At 65.3% G+C, this 14,685-nt stretch carries 23 protein-coding genes and 1 pseudogene; 11 read left to right on the forward strand and 13 right to left on the reverse strand.

What is annotated here, in order from left to right:
* Window positions 1–5 precede the first annotated feature (5 nt).
* Window positions 6–1,001, forward strand: a complete 996-nt coding sequence (gene pstS, locus CyaNS01_RS06840) for a phosphate ABC transporter substrate-binding protein PstS (RefSeq protein WP_186699874.1) — start codon at window positions 6–8, stop codon at window positions 999–1,001.
* 335 nt (window positions 1,002–1,336) lie between these two features.
* On the opposite strand, the gene CyaNS01_RS06845 is transcribed toward pstS, so the two are convergent.
* Both CyaNS01_RS06845 and CyaNS01_RS06850 read right to left on the reverse strand, forming a co-directional pair.
* Window positions 1,337–1,873 (reverse strand): isoprenylcysteine carboxylmethyltransferase family protein, encoded by a 537-nt coding sequence (locus tag CyaNS01_RS06845; RefSeq protein WP_186699876.1) that lies wholly within the window; start codon window positions 1,871–1,873, stop codon window positions 1,337–1,339.
* Window positions 1,874–1,929: 56 nt separating this feature from the next.
* Window positions 1,930–2,391, reverse strand: coding sequence for a DUF3122 domain-containing protein (locus tag CyaNS01_RS06850; RefSeq protein ID WP_225875873.1), 462 nt, complete (start codon window positions 2,389–2,391; stop codon window positions 1,930–1,932).
* A gap of 242 nt (window positions 2,392–2,633) precedes the next feature.
* Here CyaNS01_RS06850 and CyaNS01_RS06855 point away from each other — a divergent pair, with 242 nt between their 5' ends.
* Entirely contained in the window at window positions 2,634–3,281 is a 648-nt protein-coding gene (locus tag CyaNS01_RS06855) for a rhodanese-like domain-containing protein (protein ID WP_225875874.1), read from the forward strand.
* 443 nt (window positions 3,282–3,724) lie between these two features.
* Here CyaNS01_RS06855 and CyaNS01_RS06860 read toward each other — a convergent pair whose 3' ends face one another.
* Together CyaNS01_RS06860 and CyaNS01_RS06865 are read right to left on the reverse strand one after the other, a co-directional pair.
* Window positions 3,725–4,654, reverse strand: coding sequence for a hypothetical protein (locus CyaNS01_RS06860; RefSeq protein WP_186699880.1), 930 nt, complete (start codon window positions 4,652–4,654; stop codon window positions 3,725–3,727).
* Window positions 4,655–4,661: 7 nt separating this feature from the next.
* Window positions 4,662–5,204 carry a hypothetical protein gene (locus CyaNS01_RS06865; RefSeq protein ID WP_186699882.1) on the reverse strand — a complete coding sequence of 181 codons (543 nt, stop codon included), beginning with the start codon at window positions 5,202–5,204 and terminating at the stop codon, window positions 4,662–4,664.
* Window positions 5,205–5,372: 168 nt separating this feature from the next.
* On the opposite strand from CyaNS01_RS06865, the gene CyaNS01_RS06870 reads away from it, so the two are divergent.
* On the forward strand, window positions 5,373–5,696 hold the full coding sequence (locus CyaNS01_RS06870; RefSeq protein ID WP_186699883.1) for a hypothetical protein: 324 nt from the start codon (window positions 5,373–5,375) through the stop codon (window positions 5,694–5,696).
* Here the strand turns inward: CyaNS01_RS06870 and CyaNS01_RS06875 are convergent.
* On the reverse strand, window positions 5,681–7,816 hold the full coding sequence (locus CyaNS01_RS06875; RefSeq protein WP_186699885.1) for a cation-translocating P-type ATPase: 2,136 nt from the start codon (window positions 7,814–7,816) through the stop codon (window positions 5,681–5,683). The genes CyaNS01_RS06870 and CyaNS01_RS06875 overlap by 16 nt on opposite strands.
* Window positions 7,817–7,963: 147 nt before the next feature.
* Here CyaNS01_RS06875 and CyaNS01_RS06880 point away from each other — a divergent pair, with 147 nt between their 5' ends.
* The 3 genes from CyaNS01_RS06880 (at window position 7,964) to CyaNS01_RS06890 (ending at window position 9,280) form a co-directional block, all read left to right on the forward strand.
* Entirely contained in the window at window positions 7,964–8,122 is a 159-nt protein-coding gene (locus CyaNS01_RS06880) for a hypothetical protein (protein WP_186700906.1), read from the forward strand.
* A 635-nt stretch (window positions 8,123–8,757) separates the two neighbouring features.
* Window positions 8,758–9,132, forward strand: coding sequence for a nucleotidyltransferase domain-containing protein (locus tag CyaNS01_RS06885; protein ID WP_186699887.1), 375 nt, complete (start codon window positions 8,758–8,760; stop codon window positions 9,130–9,132).
* The gene (locus CyaNS01_RS06890) at window positions 9,119–9,280 is read left to right on the forward strand and encodes a HEPN domain-containing protein (protein ID WP_225875875.1); all 162 of its coding nucleotides are present in this window, start codon (window positions 9,119–9,121) and stop codon (window positions 9,278–9,280) included. Before CyaNS01_RS06885 ends, CyaNS01_RS06890 begins: the two co-directional genes overlap by 14 nt.
* A gap of 54 nt (window positions 9,281–9,334) precedes the next feature.
* On the opposite strand, the gene CyaNS01_RS06895 is transcribed toward CyaNS01_RS06890, so the two are convergent.
* Both CyaNS01_RS06895 and CyaNS01_RS06900 read right to left on the reverse strand, forming a co-directional pair.
* On the reverse strand, window positions 9,335–9,526 hold the full coding sequence (locus CyaNS01_RS06895) for a type II toxin-antitoxin system HicA family toxin (protein WP_186699891.1): 192 nt from the start codon (window positions 9,524–9,526) through the stop codon (window positions 9,335–9,337).
* A 35-nt stretch (window positions 9,527–9,561) separates the two neighbouring features.
* The gene (locus CyaNS01_RS06900) at window positions 9,562–9,774 is read right to left on the reverse strand and encodes a type II toxin-antitoxin system HicB family antitoxin (protein ID WP_255460140.1); all 213 of its coding nucleotides are present in this window, start codon (window positions 9,772–9,774) and stop codon (window positions 9,562–9,564) included.
* Window positions 9,775–9,912: 138 nt separating this feature from the next.
* Between CyaNS01_RS06900 and CyaNS01_RS06905 the strand changes: the two genes are divergently transcribed.
* Window positions 9,913–10,275: a hypothetical protein gene (locus CyaNS01_RS06905; protein ID WP_186700907.1), complete on the forward strand. Its 363-nt coding sequence runs from the start codon at window positions 9,913–9,915 to the stop codon at window positions 10,273–10,275.
* Here the strand turns inward: CyaNS01_RS06905 and CyaNS01_RS14930 are convergent.
* Window positions 10,168–10,545, reverse strand: a complete 378-nt coding sequence (locus CyaNS01_RS14930; protein ID WP_186699895.1) for a DUF5615 family PIN-like protein — start codon at window positions 10,543–10,545, stop codon at window positions 10,168–10,170. The two genes, CyaNS01_RS06905 and CyaNS01_RS14930, sit on opposite strands and share 108 nt — an antisense overlap.
* Window positions 10,546–10,556: 11 nt before the next feature.
* On the reverse strand, window positions 10,557–11,189 hold the full coding sequence (locus CyaNS01_RS06915; protein ID WP_186699897.1) for a DUF433 domain-containing protein: 633 nt from the start codon (window positions 11,187–11,189) through the stop codon (window positions 10,557–10,559).
* 394 nt (window positions 11,190–11,583) lie between these two features.
* On the opposite strand from CyaNS01_RS06915, the gene CyaNS01_RS06920 reads away from it, so the two are divergent.
* Window positions 11,584–11,790, forward strand: a complete 207-nt coding sequence (locus CyaNS01_RS06920) for an addiction module protein (protein ID WP_222934208.1) — start codon at window positions 11,584–11,586, stop codon at window positions 11,788–11,790.
* A 2-nt stretch (window positions 11,791–11,792) separates the two neighbouring features.
* Window positions 11,793–12,095, forward strand: coding sequence for a type II toxin-antitoxin system RelE/ParE family toxin (locus CyaNS01_RS06925; protein ID WP_222934209.1), 303 nt, complete (start codon window positions 11,793–11,795; stop codon window positions 12,093–12,095).
* Window positions 12,096–12,439: 344 nt separating this feature from the next.
* Here CyaNS01_RS06925 and CyaNS01_RS06930 read toward each other — a convergent pair whose 3' ends face one another.
* Both CyaNS01_RS06930 and CyaNS01_RS06935 read right to left on the reverse strand, forming a co-directional pair.
* Window positions 12,440–12,829 carry a type II toxin-antitoxin system RelE/ParE family toxin gene (locus CyaNS01_RS06930; RefSeq protein WP_222934210.1) on the reverse strand — a complete coding sequence of 130 codons (390 nt, stop codon included), beginning with the start codon at window positions 12,827–12,829 and terminating at the stop codon, window positions 12,440–12,442.
* Entirely contained in the window at window positions 12,810–13,043 is a 234-nt protein-coding gene (locus CyaNS01_RS06935; protein ID WP_186699901.1) for an addiction module protein, read from the reverse strand. Before CyaNS01_RS06935 ends, CyaNS01_RS06930 begins: the two co-directional genes overlap by 20 nt.
* Window positions 13,044–13,254: 211 nt before the next feature.
* On the opposite strand from CyaNS01_RS06935, the gene CyaNS01_RS14320 reads away from it, so the two are divergent.
* Window positions 13,255–13,872: an HNH endonuclease gene (locus CyaNS01_RS14320; RefSeq protein WP_222934211.1), complete on the forward strand. Its 618-nt coding sequence runs from the start codon at window positions 13,255–13,257 to the stop codon at window positions 13,870–13,872.
* On the opposite strand, the pseudogene CyaNS01_RS14935 reads toward CyaNS01_RS14320, so the two are convergent.
* Both CyaNS01_RS14935 and CyaNS01_RS06950 read right to left on the reverse strand, forming a co-directional pair.
* Window positions 13,797–14,057, reverse strand: a pseudogene (locus CyaNS01_RS14935) (DUF5615 family PIN-like protein); the annotation flags it as partial. The gene CyaNS01_RS14320 and the pseudogene CyaNS01_RS14935 sit on opposite strands and share 76 nt — an antisense overlap.
* Window positions 14,054–14,359: a DUF433 domain-containing protein gene (locus tag CyaNS01_RS06950; protein ID WP_304523747.1), complete on the reverse strand. Its 306-nt coding sequence runs from the start codon at window positions 14,357–14,359 to the stop codon at window positions 14,054–14,056. The pseudogene CyaNS01_RS14935 and the gene CyaNS01_RS06950, both read right to left, overlap by 4 nt.
* A gap of 83 nt (window positions 14,360–14,442) precedes the next feature.
* Here CyaNS01_RS06950 and CyaNS01_RS14940 point away from each other — a divergent pair, with 83 nt between their 5' ends.
* Window positions 14,443–14,682, forward strand: a complete 240-nt coding sequence (locus CyaNS01_RS14940) for a hypothetical protein (protein ID WP_225875876.1) — start codon at window positions 14,443–14,445, stop codon at window positions 14,680–14,682.
* Window positions 14,683–14,685 lie beyond the last annotated feature (3 nt).

The raw sequence follows: 14,685 nt of genomic DNA on the forward strand, positions 1-14,685 counted from the left end.
AACCCATGACGTTCGCCAAGAAAGCCTGCATCGCCATCGGCGCCACGGCTGCCGGTCTGACGGCAGTCACCGCCGTGATCCATCCCTCCCTGGCCCAGGCCACGATCAGCGGTGCCGGCGCCAGTTTCCCGGCGCCCTTCTACCAGAGAGCCTTCGCCGGTGTGGCCAACAGGGTTCGCGTCAACTATCAGTCGGTGGGCTCAGGTGCCGGGGTGCGTCAGTTCGTGGCCGGCAGTGTGGATTTCGGCGCCACCGATGAGCCGATCAGGTCTGCAGAATCGGCCAAGGTGAAGCGAGGTGTGGTGCAGTTCCCCGCCGTGGGCGGCACCATCGCTGTGGCGTTCAACAAAGCCGACTGCGCCAAGCTGAATCTCACCCAGAAGCAGCTGGTGGATATCTTCCTGGGCAGGATCACCAGCTGGGAGCAGCTCAGGTGTGGTCGCGGCAAGATCACCGTGGTGCATCGCTCCGACGGCTCCGGCACCACGTTCGCCTTCACCAATTCCCTGAGCGCCTTCTCGCCCGAATGGAAGCGCAAGGTGGGAGAGGGCAAGGCGGTGAAGTGGCCTGTGGGTCTGGGCGGCAAGGGCAATGAAGGCGTCGCCGGCGTGCTGACCAACACCCCAGGCGGCATCGGCTACGTGAACCAGGCCTTCGTGAGGGGCAAGCTGAAATCAGCGGCACTGCAGAACAGGGCCGGCAGGTTCGTGATGCCCACCCGTGCCAGCGGCGCAGCGGCGCTGAACAACATCAAGCTGGATGGCAACCTCGCCGGCGAGAATCCCAACCCCGCCGGCGCCAACAGCTACCCCATCTCCACCCTCACCTGGATCCTGGCCTACCAGCGCGGTAACGGCGCCAAAACCAACTCGATCCGCACGGCGATGAACCACCTGCTCAGCCCGGCGGCTCAGAACCAGGCTGCCAGCCTCGGCTATGTGCCCCTGGAGGGCAACATCCTCAACCAGGCCAGGAGGGCGGTGGGTCGCATCAGTCCCTGACACAGGCGGGATCACTCGGCCACGAACGATGGCAGTCCCGCCACAGTTGTTCAGATGTGGTCGGGCTGTTCACCACGCTGCTGGTTTGCCGTGGCGGGCAGCCCGATGCCGACCAGAAGGATGATCGCTCGCTAGGAGCCAGTGAGCGGGAGGGCGAGGGGGAAAGTGCCCGCTTCTTTTTCGGGGCAAAGTCATGCTGATCCAGTGGAAATCTTGCCGCGAATCCTGAGCCGCCAGTTTGGTGAATTGACACTCGGCCACCAGCTGATGTCGAAATGGCGCACGCCTTGCCCAGAAATGGCCTGACGGGTGGACAGCGGTGCTGCAGGCAGGGGCTAGCGCCAGTCGAGGCCTGGAACAAAGGGAATGATCGCCGGGGTGGATGCCATGAAGTCGGCATAGGTGGCGTGCATGGAGCACAGCCGCTGTTCTTCGCGACGGGCCTTCAGGCTGAGCACGGTCGCCAAGGCCAGCAGCAGGCCCAGATGCAGCAGGCTGCCGAGAGCCAGCGTCACCCCCAGGGAACAGAGCAGCAGCGACTGATACAGGGGATGGCGGCAGCGGGCGTAGGCGCCTTCGGTGACCAGGGGCGCTCCGGCGATCGGTTCGGGCAGCGGACTGAGACTGTCCCCCAGGTTCAGAGCTCCCTGGCCGCCGATGAACAGGCCGGTCAGGATCGTGAACCCACCGATCAGTCGCATCGCCAGCGGCCAGTGAATCCCCAGTGCCGCCGGGGCAGGCGTTGGTGGCAGCCAGTGGGCGGAGATCAGGATCATCTGGGCCAGCACCCACCACTCGCCATGGCGGTTGTTCCGCAGACCTTCCCAGGAGAAGCCCCATTTCTGCAGTCGTTCGTTGAGGTGGCTCGGCATCGTGAGGTTGGTTGAAACAGGGGGGGGGGGGAGCTCATGGCTTCAGCCCAGTGATGTCAGCGGTGCGGAGGCAGGCCATGCAGGACCTGCACCACGTCGGGTGGCAGCATCACCTTCACGGCGCCCTCCCGGTCATCGGTCGGCACCTGCAGCTGCAGCGGCAGCACCTCACTCGGCCTCGGTTCCATGGCGTCGGCGTCGAACTGGGCCGAGGTCTCAGGGAGATCCTCCGCTCCGAGGGCCACCAATTCCCCACTGCGGTTCGGCAGCAGCCAGTCGCCGCCGAGTGCATCGCTCAGCAGCAGCGGCCGCTGGTGATCCACCGCCTGCCCGGGTGAGCGGGCGTTCAGGCGCAGGCGCCAGCCGGCTGGGTAGGCGGGATCGGGCTGCTCAAACAGGGTCAGGCCCCAGAGATGGCCCGAGGAGTCGGTGAGGCTCCAGCGCAGCGGATCGTCCGCTGCCGTGGCCTGGAGTGGCAGCACCATCAACACCAGAGCAAGCAGAACAGCTGCAGCCACTGACCTCAGCAAGGGCCCAGGCGAGCAGCAGTGACCCGGGCGGCCAGCCACTCGATCCACGGCAACAGGAATGCCCATAACGCCTATCGCAACATAACGTCGTTCAACGCTACTGTGTTAACAGGAGGATCGGGTGCCAGGTCGAGCCCCCGCTGGAGCGGGGCCATCAGCGTCTCCTGCGGCTCCAGCCCATCCCGTTCTCATGTCTGACGATGACGACAACCTCCCTGCCTCCCTCACGGATGGCGATGCACGAGTGCAATGTGCACAGGAGTTTCACCCTGCAACTCCAGGGGCCGGCGTGGCCGAGCCAGGCAAGAGCAGTGAAACCGTTTCAAGACGATCATGGTCAAGACCGTCCCATCTGGCACCAGCGCATCTGGATATCACTTGAAACGGCGGTTGTTGGCCTGATCCTGATGGCCTGCGTTCTGCTTGGCGTGGGAGCTCAGCCGATCGCCATGGCTGCTTCCACACCACCTGAGCCCACATTGGAGAGCGCCGTTGATCGTTATCTCGTTTCCATGCCGGGAGACTATTACGCTGTTCGCACAGTTCCAGCCTTGAAGCGCCTGATCGGAAGTGACGAGGCCTTGCTGGTTGATGTGCGCCAGCCCTCTGAATACCAGGCAGGACATATCTCAGGAGCCATCAACATTCCTCTCAAGGATCTCGAGCACCGCCTCAACCTCATCCCCACGGATCAAGCCGTGGTGTTGTATTGCTCGACGGGCTACCGATCAGCGATGGGAGTGATGGCACTCCAGTTGCAGGGATTTGATCAGGTCAGGGGATTCCCGCCCAGCTTTGCCGGCTGGCAGTCAGCCGGTGAGCCCGTATCCCGATTGGATCCCTCTGGCGAGATTCAGGCTGGCGTGGCTCAGGCCTGACTGCTGCGCCGTCGCCCAGATCCCATGGCCAAAGATGCACCCCATGCGGCTCAGCTTTGAAAGCTTTGAGCGTCATGATCACCAGCAGCGGCCGCCTCCTGATCAGCGCCCTCAATCTGCCCACCCCCCGTCAGCTCGCTGTCATTCAGGGCCAGCAGTCTCATCCCTTCAGCGTCATCCCGTTCCAGCCGCCATGGGCGAACGCAGGTTTCGATTCAGCCTGCAATGGAGTAGCTCAGAGTTGCCGGGTTTCGGCCTGTCTCTGATCTCAAGGGCATTCCGCTGCAGCGAGTGGAGGCGGAAGCCATCGCCTACATGCAGGAGCGCATCACGCTTAGCGCGCTTGGTTGAGCAAATCAGTGTTCGCCACAGAAGCGGAAGAAGCAAGCCATCAGACTTGATAGAAGTTTCATCGGTGAACATCCTGAGGGTTCGGGGTTTGTTCAGAACGACGCAAAAGCCACGGCACAGGCCGCATTGAGCAGTTCGGCTTCAGCCGGGGTATAGGGGCGCTCCCCATTGAGTTCCCCTCGCTGGCAATCGGCCGTGGCTGAGAAGATGCGTCCGTCGTAATCAAACAGGAACTCCACGCCCTTGCTGCCGATGGGTTGCACCGAACCGAAGCGCAACCGGTAGGCACTGTTCGAAACAGGGATCGAATCACTGTTGGTGCTCACGGCATTGTTCACGGCGTTGGCGATGATCGCCGCCGAAGCCACCTGGCTGATCCCCCAGATCACCGAGGAGCCGTTCCACCACCACCAGCTGGGGCGGCTGTCCGTCCAGCCGCTGCCATACCAGCCATGAGACCAGGGCCGCCGGCTGGACCAGGACGGTCCCACCCAGGTGGAGCGCGAGACGTTGACGGTGTTGCCGGCAATCACCGGCCGCGAATAGATCGGCCGGCGCCAGCGGGAGGATCCCGTGGCCACAGAGCGGCCGGTGCGGGCCGGCAGCGAGACGGCGTTGTTGCGGGACGAGCGGAAGTTGCCGGAGCCGGGGTTGCGGTCGATCCAGCCGCCGGCTGGTCTCTGGCTGCCGGAGCCCAGACCCCTCGGTGGTCGCAGCACCATGTCGTTGCCTCGGCCACTGCTGCGCCCGCTGGCCCGGCCAGAGCTGGGCCCACCGCCGCGCTCATTGCTGCGGCCTTGAGAAGGCCGACGGGGGGGTTCGGCTGAACGATTCGGCGAACGCCGCTCGCCACTTCCGCGCCGGTCGCGACCATCCCCATCGGGACGTCGGAGGCGTTGGGACTGGGCGCGCAGCTCAGCCTGAGGCTCAGGGCGGGGGCTGAGGCCGGCGGAGAGGGCTCCAGGCTGGAGAGCGGCGATCAGGGCCAGGCTGGCGGAGATGGTGCTGATCAAGGTGTTCATGGAGATCTCAGAACCCCTGATCGCAGGCTTCCCTCGTGTAGCAAATGGCCGCGATGTGTCCGTCGGCATCAAAGGTGGCCTTGATCACATCGCGTTGGAGGTCGGGAAACTGGGCACGAAGGCTGGCGAAATAATTGGGATTCAGGGTGCAGATCGAGGCGGCGTCCTTGGCCTGGAAACAGAGTTCGTTGTTGCCGAAATCCATGCTCAGCGCGCTCAGACCCGTCCAGGCCTTGGCGGTGTGATCCCAGATCTGTGCCCCCTCAGGGGAGTCGATCAGACGGATTGAGGTGACTGTGCTGTCAATGATGTGGCGGTAGACCGTGACGCCCTGGCCACCGATGGCCTCAATGCGGCAGGGCTGCTCCTCATCCCCGACGAGGCAGCGGGTGGTGAGGCTGTAGAGCGTGCCGCCGTTCGCCGCAGCCGGGAGGGCCAGGGCCAGGGCGCTGGTGGCGAGACCCGCCAGAACCGATCCAGCGCGGCGAAATCCCGAGACCAGACCGGGTGGCAGGCAGAGGGATGGATCTGTTGACGGACTGGGTTCCATGGTGCCTTCATCCATGAGGCAGAACGATAAGGGTTAGGGGATCAAAGAGAGCAGAACCCCACCCCCTTTCTCATCACATTCTTTCCCCGTCGAGCGCGGGATCAGCATGGCCATGACACTGGCGCAGCAAGGGAGTGGTGGGAGCAAGCCAACCGTCCGGCTATCGGAATGTCCCATCTGCGCCCTGACCAGCCCCTGGCGCGCCACCTGGGATGGCTGGCCAGCGGCACAGGTTCGTCCACCACGGCCGTGACCAGTGACTGGATCGGTCACAACCATGCTGTCTGCGATGAGCTCACCGGGCAGGTTCCTGCTCTGGGCCGCCGTTCCTGGGCACAGGATCAGATCCAACGGCTGATGACCACCCAGGGATTCACCCTGCGGCGCGCAGCGGAGACCTGGCTTGAGATGTTCGGCTTTGATGAAGCCAGCGAGCTCCAGGATCGAAGGTTCACACCTCGGCCAGCGTCCAAGGATCAGGCCCAGCGCTGACGCAGCAGGCGCAGGCCGTTGGCGATCACCAGCAGGCTGGTGCCCATGTCGGCAACAACGGCCTGCCACATGGTGGCGCTGCCCGTGAGGGTGAGCAGCAGAAAGGCCGCCTTGATGCCGAGGGCAAGGCCGATGTTCTGCCAGAGCACCCGCCAGGTCTGCCGCGACAGAAGGATGGTGTCGGCCAGACGGTTCGGGTCATCGTCCATCACCACCACATCGGCGGTGTCCATGGCGGTGTCACTGCCGGCGGCGCCCATGGCAAAGCCCACCGTCGCCCCGGCCAGGGCGGGCGCGTCGTTGATGCCATCGCCCACCATGCCGGTGGGTCCCTCCTTTTGCAGAGCGAGCACCAGCTCCAGCTTCTGCTCAGGCAGCAGGCCGCTGTGAACCCGCTCGATGCCGGCCTGCCGGCCGACCAGCTCAGCCGTGAGGGCGTTGTCGCCACTGAGCATCACCAGCTTGAGGCCGAGGTGCTTCAGGCGCTCCACGGCCCTGGCGGCGCTGGGGCGAAGCGGATCGGCCGAGCCGCAGAGAGCCAGCACGCCCTGGGCATCGGCCAACAGGCTGACGCTGCGGGCCCGCCGCTGCTGCTGCCTGATCCTGTCGCTGAGCTCGGGGGTGTCGAGACCCAGCTCCTGAATCCAGCGGTGGCTGGCGAGCCAGAGGGGCCGACCCTCCACCAGGCCGCTCAGACCACGGCCGCCGCTGGCGCTCAGCTCCTCCACCGGCAGCCGCTCCGCATCCAGCCCCGCCGCGATGGCGCGGGAGATGGGGTGGTCCGAACGGCAGGCGAGGGAGGCGGCCCACTGGCGCAGCTGGCCGGCCGGGATGCGGCTGTCGATCACCTCGAAGGCCTCCAGCCTGGGCCGGCCGGTGGTGAGGGTGCCGGTCTTGTCGAAGGCCAGCAGGCGCAGGTTGCGGGCCTGCTCCAGGTGGAGGCCGCCCTTGATCACGATGCCGCGCCGGGCGGCGGCGGTGAGTCCACTCACCAGGGTGACCGGGGTAGCGATCACCAGGGCACAGGGACAGGCGATCACCAGCAGCACCAGGGCCCGGTACACCGCCTCGAGCGGTGTGAGCCCCAGCAGCACCGGGCTCAGCAGGGCCACCAAGAGCGCCAGCAGAAACACCACAGGCGTGTAGCGCGCCGCGAAGCGATCCACAAAGCGCTGGATGGGCGCCCGTGAGGCCTGGGCCTCCTCCACCGCGTGAATGATCCGGGCCAGGGTGCTGGTGGCCGCCGTGCAGGTGGAGCGGATCTCCAGGGCGCCGTCGGTGTTCAGAGTGCCGGCAAACACCGCATCACCGCTGGCCTTGTCCACCGGCAGGCTCTCGCCGGTCACCGGGGCCTGGTTCACGGCGCTGCGGCCGCTGAGCACCACCCCGTCGAGGGGAATCCGCTCGCCGGGCTCCACCCGCAGCCGTTGCCCCACCACCACGTGGCCCACTTCGGTGCGGGCCCACTGCCCAAGCCGCAGCTCCACCGTGGCCAGCTCGGGGGCCAGCTGCATCAGGTTGCCGATGGCCTGGCGGGCACGGTCTGCCGCCTGGGCCTCCAGCGCCTCGGCCAGGGCGTAGAGGGCCATCACCATGCCGGCTTCCGGCCAGTGACCGATCAGGAAGGCCCCGCTCACCGCCACAGCCATCAGGGCGTTGATGTTGAGCCGCCCCTGGCGCAGGGCAGCCAGTCCCTTGAGGTACACCGCCAGTCCTGCCAGGCCAATGGCACTCGCCGACAGCCCCAGCACCAGGGCCTGCTGCGCCGCGGAGCCCGGCACCAGCACATTCACGGCCTCGGCGGCGGCAGCGAGCAGCAGGGCCAGAAGCATCCTGGCCCAGGGCACCGGAGCGGCCCGGGGAGTGGACGCCGCAGTGCCCTCCAGCCGCTGGGGCGGGTAGCCGAGACGCTGCAGGAGCAGCTCCGCCTGGGCCAGGGCCGCCGCATCGGCGCGGATCAGCAGGCTGTGGCTGGCCAGCTGGAAGCGCAGCTCAGCAATGCCGGCCACATCGCTGAGGGCCTGGCGAATCTCCAGTTCCTCCGTGGCGCAATCGAGGGCAGGGATCCACCACACCTCGCCGTCAGGTCCCAGGCCGGAGGGGGTAGGTGGGCTGACCATCGGATCGGGCGGGGCTGGGGTCCGTGGCCAGCCTGGTGGAACTTCAGCCTGGCTGGATGGCAGCCGCGCATCGCGGAGCTGGACCAGCCAAGGGGGGCATGTCAGCCCCACCGGAGATGATGGATGCCGTTGCCAGAAGTGAAGGCCATGAAGCTGCCGGAAGGATGGACGGTGTGGCTGGCCGTGCTGGGGCTCAACGCCATGGCGGGCGCCATGTGGTTTCTGAACCGTGGCGTGGAGCGCCCCGAAGCCGGCGGCAGCCTCTGGGCCATGCTGCGCTCGCTCGGCCCGGGTGGGGTGGGATAGGCGCTGAACGTCCACCCCTGCGAGACGAGCAAGACGAGACGCGCAAGAAGGGGGCGTTCCTTGCGGTGTCTTGATCAGCATCGGGGTGATCATCTTGCTGGATCTGGCCTTCCTGGTGTCAGGCCGGAGGTCACCTTCGGGGCGATTCTGCGGCAGGCCGGTATCAGCGTGGAGGCGTTTCTAAGCCAGTAGTCCCGAGCTCTCGAGATGGAGTCGCATCAAGGGTGTCGGCCTCGGTGTGGATCGCGGCGGCAGCTGCGCTGGTCCGGTAGGAGCCATCCTCCGCTTCCTCGACAACGAAAAGGATTTCCGGCATAGCGCCCTCCAATGGCACCAGTCTTGCGGCGGTGAGCGGGATGCCGCCCCTGACTGGGCAAAGGGACGAGGACGGCACAACCACGCCCGGCGCCGGGTTGCTGCATCCGGAACGCGATCACGCCAGAAGCGATCCCAGCAGGGGCTCCTTCCTAACGGGCCGCCCAAAACCAAACCGGGCCCTGGTGGCCGGCAGCCGCCAGCATCACTCCATGGCCTCCAGCCCCTCTGCTGCCTTCTTTCGCCTGCGCGCGTTCATCCAGACCGCAGCGATGGTGTGCCTGCTACCGGGCGAAGCCAGTGGCCGTCAGATTGGAACCATGACTTCCACGACAGCCTCCAAACCGATCGAGCCGAGGCTGGCGGGCATGCTTGCCGGCATTCGCCAGCTGATCCCTGCTGCTGATGTGCGTCTCTACTCCTGCGGAGAAGCCTGCGGCTACGGATCGAGGGCCCGCGGTGATGGCCGGGCCGACTCCGATGTGGACCTGCTGATCACCGTGTCTGATGCCTGGCTGGCGCAGCGCGACCGCTTTGCGCTGCTCGCTGACCTCTGGGGTGCCGTGGCCCAGCCGGATCTGTCGGTCGACCTGGTGCTCCACTCGAGCAGCGAAGTGGACCGCCGAGCCAAGGAGCCAGGCTCCCTGGTGTATGAGGCCCTACGAGAGGGCGTTCGACTCGATGGCCAGGCCTGAAGCGCTGCGGCTGCTGCGCATCGCCCGCCGCGACCTCAGGATGGCCCGCCGTCTGCTGGATCCAGAGGTGGAGGAAGCCAGCTGGGGCTGGGCCGCGCAGCAGTGTCTGGAGAAGACCCTCAAAGCCTGGCTGCTGCAACTCGCCTGAGATCACCACTCACCCACGAACTGCGTCGCCTGCGCCACATCACCGATTCGGGGCTCAGCGGTGGCTGAGGAACTCCTCCAGGGTCATGCCGATGTCCTTGGCGATCTGACGAAGCAGCGGAGGAGAGATATCACGTCCCCTGTGGACAGGAACTGTGGTGCAGCGTCCTCGAGGATCACGAAACTGCAGATGGGAGCCGCGTTGGCGAACCACATCGAAGCCCAGCTTCCGAAGAATGTCCGCCACCTCAGAGGACTTGAGGACGGGGGTTCAGCCCACGTTCAGGCCGGCACCACGATCTGCTGCAGGCCCACGAAGTCGCTCCCCGGGGCAGGCTCGCCGTCCTCCAGGAGCATGGTGATCACCTCCTGGAGGTTGACCTGCAGCTCATCAAGGGTCTCCCCCTGGCTATGAGCGCCGGGAAAGCCAGGGACGTAGCCCACAAGCAGGCCCGTGTCCGCGCAGCGCTCGATCACGGCGGAGAACGTACGCACAGTCTCTGCTGCCTTCAGTGGATTCATCGTAGGCAACTCGCCAAGTCTTTCCGAAGGGGTGACAAAGGGCATGGCATCGCCGCAGGGCTTCTGCCCCACAGGTGCCACCCCCCGTCACACCCCAGCCAGGATGCCCCCATGCCCTCGCACCCCTCCCCCACCTACGAGCACCTGAGGCACACCATCGCCAAGCAGATGCGCATGAGCCCCATCGACCAACCGCTGATGCTCATGGAACAGCTGGGCCGCCACAGCCCGGCCCCAGCGCAGGACGTGGCTCACCGGCAACGGCATCGCGGCGATCATCAGCATCCTGCAGGCGCTCTGCTTCCGCTGCAATGCCGACAAGCCATGGCCATCGTTGGTCTCAGAGTTGCACCGGCAGGGATTGACTCAGATGGCTGGAATCTCATGCCACACGTACACAGCTTCAGATTGGATCTCAAGCACGCGATTGATCAGATCAGTGTCTTTCCTGTGTTGGATCAGCTGCAGAGCTGATTGGACCCGGAGCCACTGCTGTTCCGCACTCAAGCCAGCCTCCCTGAGGGCGATCACCCCAGGGTGCACCTCCATGGTGGCGGCCAAGCGAATGAAATCGCCCACGTTCACCGTGACCACAATCTGACCGCGGGCCAGGGCATGGGCGAAGACCGCGTCATCCTTGGCGCCAGCAAGACCGACATGCACAGCCGCCTCTGCCGGAATTTCCTGTTCACAGGCCCAGCGGGCCAGGCGCGGACTGAGATTTTCGTCGATCAACAGCCTCAAGGCATGATCCTTCAGCCGCGTTGCAGGGCGAGGGGGCGCCGAGGGCGGCCGGGAGGCTTGGGCAAGCGTGCCTGGATCTGCGCGTAATCGAGGGCCTGCCGGCTGAGCTGGGGGAAATCCTCTTCCAGCGTGCTGCGGCTGACGCCGGAGCGAAGCTGCTCCACAACCACGGCCACGGGAATCCTTGTGCCCCGGAACACAGGCTGCCCAGAACAGACGGCCGGATCGCTCTCCACCAGGGAATGGGGCCGCCTGTAGAGCCGATAGCGGTAACGCAGGTCCCGGCTCACGCCGAGGAGGTCGAAACGGAAGGGAACGGCACCTGTCTTGCGCAGCTCACCGGGGCCACGGGACCAGCCCCCTTGGGCTACCTGCCGCCGGGGCAGGCCCTCAGGCAACCGGTGAGTCTTCACGGTCAACACACGGAAAACCTCACGCTTCTGGTCAGGGGAGAGCTGCAGGCCCTCGGCGCTCAGACTGCTGACCACCTGGAAGTAGAGGAGCTCGCGAAAGCCAAGCCGCAACGGGCCTGCAGAGGAAGGCGATCCCGAAGGAGCCAGCACGCGGCGGTATTCCTGAGCGAGCAGGCGGGCATCTGCTGCGAGCAGGGCGGCACCGACGGCGGGGGTGAGGTCAGAAGCCATCGCAAAACCATGGTTCAGCCTGAAGCAGAGTATAGACACTCAGGACTGGCGGGGGTGCTGGTGAGCAAAGGCCGGCCTGAGGGGGCCGGCATGCCCAACCGAAGAGGGGTCCTCAAGACATCAGTGCCACCCCCGTCACACCCGCCTGGATACCCCCATGCCCGGCCCCGGCGCAGGACGTGACCCGACGGATCCTGGGCAACGGATGGTGGGAAAGGTGCTCACCGGCAACGGCTTCACGACCTACGGCGATAGCCACGACAGCTTGATCGGCGGCAAGACGCCAGGGGCATGATGCTGCCGGTAAAGCGCAGGGGGCTGCGAGAGCAACGCATCTGCAGGCCCCCGCTACGGTGAAACCATCTGGTCTCCGGCCCTGCCGGCACGGCGCGTGGTGAATGACCTACTGACCCTGCCCCTGGCGCAACGGCTGGAGCTGGTGCAGACCCTTTGGGACTCCATCGCCGCCGAGCAGATCGGCCCAGAACTCACGGAACCTGATCGCCAACTGATCGATCAGCGGCTGGAGCGCTTCCTGGCGGACGGTGACCCCGGCCTTGATGCAGATGCGGTGCTGGACTCCCTGGAGCAGTCCCTCTGAACATGAGGCTTCGGCTCCGCCCCGAAGCCCAGCTCGATCTCGAGGCTGCGGCCCGCTGGTACGAAGCTCAGGAGCAGGGCCTGGGTCGGCTTTTTCTGGAACAGGTGCGCGTGACTTTCCATCGCATCCGCAGCAACCCTGAGGCCTACGCCGTGGGCTACCGCAGCACCCGTCGAGCCCTGATCCGGCGCTTCCCCTACGGCGTCATCTACCTGCCGGTTCACGAGCAGAACAGCATCGTGGTGCTGGCCGTGCTGCATTGCGGCCGCGACCCAAAGCTCTGGCGACAACGCTCCACACCTTGAGATGGGTGGTCTCCGAGGCCATAACCACCATCAGATGTGGCTGGAGCCCTTGTTTCCCTGGCCGAGGCGTGCTGCGAGCGTAGGACCAGCACTGGAGCAGCTCAGCCACACCCGGAGCCAGGCTCCCTGCAGCCGCTACACACTCACGCCAGAAGGGATCCCAGCTGGGGCTCCTGCTTGACGGGCCACCCAAAACAAAACCTGGCCCGGTCGCCCCGCAGCCGCCAGCATCGCTCCATGGCATCCAGCCCCTCTGCTGCCTTGCTTCGCCTGCGGCAGACCACCGCCCTGCGGATCCTGGCAAGCGCATGGTGGGCCGGGTTCACCTTCAACGGCATCACCGCCTAGGGCGATGGCCACGACAGCCTGATCGGCGGCGACGAGTTGAGCGATGGCGGTACCTGGCCGAAGGCCAGCGTGGCGGAGCCACGACGCGACGAGCTGCTTGAGCTCTGCCGGCGAATCCAGATCGGATCGCGACGACAATCGAGGATGGCGTAGATGTCGATACTCGTCGCCTCCATCACGTCGTAAAGCGCAAAGGGAAACCGCCTGATCAACATGCGATGAAACCCATCGACCTGAAGATGAATGCCGCCATAGACAGTCAACGATTGAACATCAGCTTCGACGGCATCCAGAAAGCGATTGCCCAGCCCCGGTGCCTGAAGTTCGTAGAACAACCAACCGTTCCGTAGATCATCGGTGGCCGCATCAAGGAGCCTGATATCCACGAAGCTCGGCCTTGAGGTCAGTCATGGCGTCGTTCCAAGACTGAAACCGGGCGGAACCCTGCTCCAGCTGGTTGCGGCGCCGCCGTAATTCATCGCGATGCCAGGCAGGCGATACGACCTGATCGGGCGTGGCGGAGAGATCCGCCCATAGGAGTTCCATCGCCTCAAGTTTGTCTTCCAGACTCATCTGGCCCAGGGGAAGATTCGCCGCCATCAGCCGAGGCCTCCAAAGGGGCATGGCATGGATTTTAGAACCAATGCAGTCAGCAAAACGAAGCAGGCCAGAAGTCCAGAGGGCTGTTGTCCTCCCAACAGGTGCCACCCCCGTCACACCCCAGCCAGGATGCCCCCATGCCCCCATGCCCCCGCCCCCGCCGCAGCCCCGCCCCCGCGCAGGACGTGGCCCGCCGGATCCTGGTAAGCCCATGGTAGGCAAGGTGCTCACCGGCAACGGCATCACCCTCTGCGAGAAGGGCACTTACGCCCTGGTGGGCGGCGAGGAGCTGAGCGACGGCGAGCGCGACCAGCTGCTGCAGCTCTGCCGCCAGCGCCTTGATGCCTTCCGCCAGCAGCGGGGTGAGGAGGTGTTCGCCCACAGGAGCCGCCACCGCACGGCGATCAGCGGCTCGATCAAAGTCCGGGTGCTCACTCGCGCCAGAGGCCGCTGCGAGTGCTGCGGAGCCCATGAGCACCAGCGGGCCTTGGAGGTGGACCACATCGTGCCCAGCAACCACGGCGGCTCTGACGACCTCAGCAACCTGCAGGCCCTCGGCTTCCACTGCAATGCCGGCAAGCGCCATCCCGCGCGAGGCGGGCTGTGTGTTCTGCACGCTGGAGGGCAGCGGCCGGGTGCTGCTGAAGAACGAGCTGAGGTTCAGAACCTGACAACCAATGCCTTCCGACTCAACTCAATGAGGACGTGGCTTTCGAACAGATGGATCAGCTCCGACAGAGCACGAAGCAGCAACGCAGTGAGATCCGGGTTGCCGATGTTGCCCGTGGCGACAACCAGGAGCCTGGCTGGAGTGCCGCGCAACAGATGACTGCGAACAAAATCAGCATCCTTGCTGAAGACAACACGTTGATCACGATCCGCGATGGCGGAAATCACCCGATCGGAGCTGCGATTGCCTGCTGGTAGATCAAGGGTATGCAGAACATCGCATCCCCATGCCTCCAGAGGCCGAACAAGAGATCGAGGCAGCTGGGCATCCAGCAGGATTCTCATGCAGAGAGAACTTCAATGCGCTGAACTCGTGACAGCTGAGTTGCGTACTCCAGCACTGCTGTGATATCGACTGACTCAAGATCAGGGTAATCGGCAAGAATTTCCGACGCACTCATTCCTGCAGACAGCAATTCAAGTATCATCTCCACAGGATAACGCAACCCGCGGATCGTTGGCTTCCCGTGACAGATCTCAGGGTCGATGGTGATGCGACCAAGCTGGTCTGTCATGGCGGTTCCCTGGGTTTTCCAGCCTAAGCGGCACAGAGGCTCATGACGATCGGCTGGATTTGGCGCCGACATGGGTCCTTGGTGGGTCTCCCCTTACAAGTTCCACCCGCGTCACACCCCGCACCAGCCCTCTCCTCCCAGGCCAGGATGCCCCCATGGCCTCCAGCCCCTCCGCCACCTACGAGCGCCTGCGCGACTACATCGCCGAGCGCATGCACATGAGCCCCATCGACCAACCGCTGATGCTCCTGGAACTGCTTGGCCGCCGCAGCCCGGCCCCAGCGCAGGACTTGGCCCGGCGGATCCTGGGAAACGCGCATGGTGGGCAAGGTGCTCACCGGCAATGGCATCACCGCCTACGTCAACGGCGCCTACAGCCTGATCGGCGGCGATGAGCT

The sequence above is a fragment of the Cyanobium sp. NS01 genome, from assembly GCF_014280235.1.
In the GTDB taxonomy this organism is placed as follows: domain Bacteria; phylum Cyanobacteriota; class Cyanobacteriia; order PCC-6307; family Cyanobiaceae; genus NIES-981.

Excerpts from the sequence above, each read along its gene's own strand:
- pstS (WP_186699874.1), top strand. The coding sequence starts at position 6 with ATGACGTTCGCCAAGAAAGCCTGCATCGCCATCGGCGCCACGGCTGCC.
- CyaNS01_RS06845 (WP_186699876.1), bottom strand. The coding sequence starts at position 1,873 with ATGCCGAGCCACCTCAACGAACGACTGCAGAAATGGGGCTTCTCCTGG.
- CyaNS01_RS06855 (WP_225875874.1), top strand. The coding sequence starts at position 2,634 with ATGGCGATGCACGAGTGCAATGTGCACAGGAGTTTCACCCTGCAACTC.
- CyaNS01_RS06860 (WP_186699880.1), bottom strand. The coding sequence starts at position 4,654 with ATGAACACCTTGATCAGCACCATCTCCGCCAGCCTGGCCCTGATCGCC.
- CyaNS01_RS06865 (WP_186699882.1), bottom strand. The coding sequence starts at position 5,204 with ATGGAACCCAGTCCGTCAACAGATCCATCCCTCTGCCTGCCACCCGGT.
- CyaNS01_RS06870 (WP_186699883.1), top strand. The coding sequence starts at position 5,373 with ATGTCCCATCTGCGCCCTGACCAGCCCCTGGCGCGCCACCTGGGATGG.
- CyaNS01_RS06875 (WP_186699885.1), bottom strand. The coding sequence starts at position 7,816 with ATGGTCAGCCCACCTACCCCCTCCGGCCTGGGACCTGACGGCGAGGTG.
- CyaNS01_RS06880 (WP_186700906.1), top strand. The coding sequence starts at position 7,964 with ATGAAGCTGCCGGAAGGATGGACGGTGTGGCTGGCCGTGCTGGGGCTC.
- CyaNS01_RS06885 (WP_186699887.1), top strand. The coding sequence starts at position 8,758 with ATGACTTCCACGACAGCCTCCAAACCGATCGAGCCGAGGCTGGCGGGC.
- CyaNS01_RS06890 (WP_225875875.1), top strand. The coding sequence starts at position 9,119 with ATGGCCAGGCCTGAAGCGCTGCGGCTGCTGCGCATCGCCCGCCGCGAC.
- CyaNS01_RS06905 (WP_186700907.1), top strand. The coding sequence starts at position 9,913 with ATGCCCTCGCACCCCTCCCCCACCTACGAGCACCTGAGGCACACCATC.
- CyaNS01_RS06915 (WP_186699897.1), bottom strand. The coding sequence starts at position 11,189 with ATGGCTTCTGACCTCACCCCCGCCGTCGGTGCCGCCCTGCTCGCAGCA.
- CyaNS01_RS06925 (WP_222934209.1), top strand. The coding sequence starts at position 11,793 with ATGAGGCTTCGGCTCCGCCCCGAAGCCCAGCTCGATCTCGAGGCTGCG.
- CyaNS01_RS06935 (WP_186699901.1), bottom strand. The coding sequence starts at position 13,043 with ATGGCGGCGAATCTTCCCCTGGGCCAGATGAGTCTGGAAGACAAACTT.
- CyaNS01_RS14320 (WP_222934211.1), top strand. The coding sequence starts at position 13,255 with ATGGTAGGCAAGGTGCTCACCGGCAACGGCATCACCCTCTGCGAGAAG.
- CyaNS01_RS06950 (WP_304523747.1), bottom strand. The coding sequence starts at position 14,359 with ATGTCGGCGCCAAATCCAGCCGATCGTCATGAGCCTCTGTGCCGCTTA.
- CyaNS01_RS14940 (WP_225875876.1), top strand. The coding sequence starts at position 14,443 with ATGGCCTCCAGCCCCTCCGCCACCTACGAGCGCCTGCGCGACTACATC.